We start from the raw sequence: 2,605 nt of genomic DNA on the forward strand, positions 1-2,605 counted from the left end.
TCGCGGCTTATGCATGGCGAATACCAACTTGATGTTCATCAGCGCCTTACACTACATCCCCTTGGCGGAAGGCACGGCCATTATTTACCTCAGCCCGTTAATAATCACGGCAATGTCTGGCCCACTATTGGGTGAACGCATCGCGCGCTTACAGTGGGTTGCGGTGGCAATTGGCTTTATAGGTGTTTTATTCATCGTACGCCCTGGTGGCAGCATGTTTCACCCCGTTGCATTGCTAGCGTTAGGCGCGGCATTCTCGTTCAGCCTGTATCAAATCATCACCCGCAAGCTTAACCATACTGACAAATCAAGCACCACCAACTTTATTAGCGGGTTGGTTTGCGCAATAGTCACCAGCTTGCTACTGCCATTTTTTTGGAAAACACCCACGCTACATTTTGCCATATTGATGGTGCTACTAGGCGTATCAGCACTTGTCAGCCACTTGTGGATGACCAAAGCCTACCAACACGCAAAACCCTCCACACTTGCGCCATTTTCATACACGCAGCTATTATTTGCAGGCCTAATTGGCTACATCTTTTTTGACCATACCCCAGATTTTATGGGTTTAGTCGGCATGTTAATTATTGTGGCGGGCGGGTTGTTGGTGTTTAGTAAAATTAGTTACAAGAAAACATAAAACACCTGCCCTGCGAGCCAATATCCATGCGGGTCGCAGGGCAGGTGTTTAAGCCGTTATTCCGTGCTTGACACGGAATCCAGTGACTTTGGACATTGGTGAAACATGAACCATGTCGGGGCTAGCCCGACAGCTAGTCGCTTGCCTTTTAACTGCCTGAAAAGAAAGTAACTCAAGATAACGAAGTTGCGGTGTAGGCTAACCTTTAGGTTAAGCCACTTTAGTGGCGGTCGAAGCCAAAACGGCACCCCACCGCCGTCATCCTCGCGAAAGCGGGGATCCATTTTAGGTATTTTTAAATTCAAACTGGATCCCCGCTTTCGCGAGGATGACGAGAGGTTTTGATTTTGTGTTTTTGACCTAAAAATCCCCTGCTACCGCGCCTGCGCTGCTCAGTTTCATGGGAGTTTTCGGCAAGCGGCTGTTTGAGCGAAGCGAGTTTCCGATTGCCGCCGATCAAGCTGAGCAGGGCAGGAAACAAGCGGTAGGGGGTGTCGTTTACTTTGGTTACTTTCTTTTGGACAAGCAAAAGAAAGTAACTCGCCCAAAGGCGAAAAGGGAGGCTTCATATGGCGTACTGCAAGCGAGTGCGCCCTAGGAGCTAACTTATACACCTAATCCTAATAGTACTCCACCGCCACTCATAGTGTTACCTGAGAACGTTGATGTTCCTATATGCATTGATGCTGAGTTTCCATGAAGATTTAAGCCTATCGGTCTTAAATCCATACTGTCAACTGCAGCAGAATCCTCGTCAACTTTTCTCACGCTTAGTATTTTAACACCCTGTATCGAAACTACAATTGAACCTGAGGTTTCTAAAATTTCTACTGCGGGATGCTTAGAAACAGAGTTTTCAACAATAGAAATAAACTCCATTGTTTTTGAGTTATTTAGCGCTTGAATCCAAATTTGAGGCTTGTCACCTTTACCAATTAGTAATGGCAGAACATCCCCAACCGAAACAATATGGGATCCTCCTATTAGCACATTACTACAAACAGTTAAGCTGGCATATGGAATAAATGATGTAGGTAAATTTGTTTTTGTAAACGTCATCATTTATCTCCTTTTACAACCTGACGTTTTTTTGGAGACTTATTAAAATGTTCCTCAATATTATTCATAACTTTTTTTCTATCATTTGGTAGACGTAATCCGATTAAATATAGAATTAGTGTAAGTACAAAACCTAAAGCAAGTGCAATCCATTCGCCGATATAGATTTTTTGATCTATACCTGCAATTTGTGAAGCCCCTTTTGCAAGTAGATTTAATCCAAAGCCTATGGTTGTCAAAAGCAAGCTATTTGCCCAATTAAAAGTTAAAGATTTTCCCTTTTTGATGTGCTCAAAATCTAATGCAGTTAAAGGGTAATCTGCTTGCCAAGTTCCAATGTTGGCATCAGAAAGCAAACCATATACTGGTATAGTTTCTGTAATTTGTTGGTTTTCTACATTATCCATCTATCAATTCCATGTTCGATTTATATTTGTAGATTAAACATAAAATTTAATCATTTATTCGGATGACTGAAAAAAACTTTTTTTTTATATATAAATTTATTTATTAAGCACATTAGCAGTCTAGTCAAATGTAATCAATAATTTTGAACGAGATATGAGTATATTAGAAAAAAGTACTAATTTTAGATATTTGCAAATTCAGGCATTCTGAGCAATGTGAAGAAGACGGACTTGTGGGATTTATTACTGATTAACCGCGCTAATCATGCCTTCTTGCAACCAAGTGGCCAGATATTGTGCCGCTGTCGTCATGGCTTCTTGTTCATCCATCTCACCTTCTAAACTCTCACAAACCTCACCAAACGTTGCGCCAGCCATCGCCATATTTAAGGCAATCACTTCCATTTCAGTAACCAACCTAAATTGTGAATTGAATTTTTTGCGCCAAATAAGCCATGATTGATAAGTGCTTTCTTGTGCGGGTTTTGTTGGGGTT

At 41.7% G+C, this 2,605-nt stretch carries 3 protein-coding genes and 1 pseudogene; 1 reads left to right on the plus strand and 3 read right to left on the minus strand.

The window, feature by feature from the left end:
- Positions 1-643 (plus strand): DMT family transporter (locus tag HOO90_RS11015; protein WP_292843016.1); only part of this gene is annotated, 643 nt, incomplete at its 5' end.
- A gap of 606 nt (positions 644-1,249) precedes the next feature.
- Here HOO90_RS11015 and HOO90_RS11020 read toward each other — a convergent pair.
- From HOO90_RS11020 to HOO90_RS11030, 3 genes and pseudogenes are all read right to left on the minus strand, one after another.
- Positions 1,250-1,702: a hypothetical protein gene (locus HOO90_RS11020; RefSeq protein WP_292843018.1), complete on the minus strand. Its 453-nt coding sequence runs from the start codon at positions 1,700-1,702 to the stop codon at positions 1,250-1,252.
- The gene (locus HOO90_RS11025; RefSeq protein WP_292843020.1) at positions 1,702-2,109 is read right to left on the minus strand and encodes a hypothetical protein; all 408 of its coding nucleotides are present in this window, start codon (positions 2,107-2,109) and stop codon (positions 1,702-1,704) included. Before HOO90_RS11025 ends, HOO90_RS11020 begins: the two co-directional genes overlap by 1 nt.
- A gap of 243 nt (positions 2,110-2,352) precedes the next feature.
- A pseudogene (locus HOO90_RS11030) lies at positions 2,353-2,605 on the minus strand (DUF2063 domain-containing protein); the annotation flags it as partial.

It is taken from the genome of Methylotenera sp. (genome assembly GCF_013141425.1).
Classification (GTDB): domain Bacteria; phylum Pseudomonadota; class Gammaproteobacteria; order Burkholderiales; family Methylophilaceae; genus Methylotenera.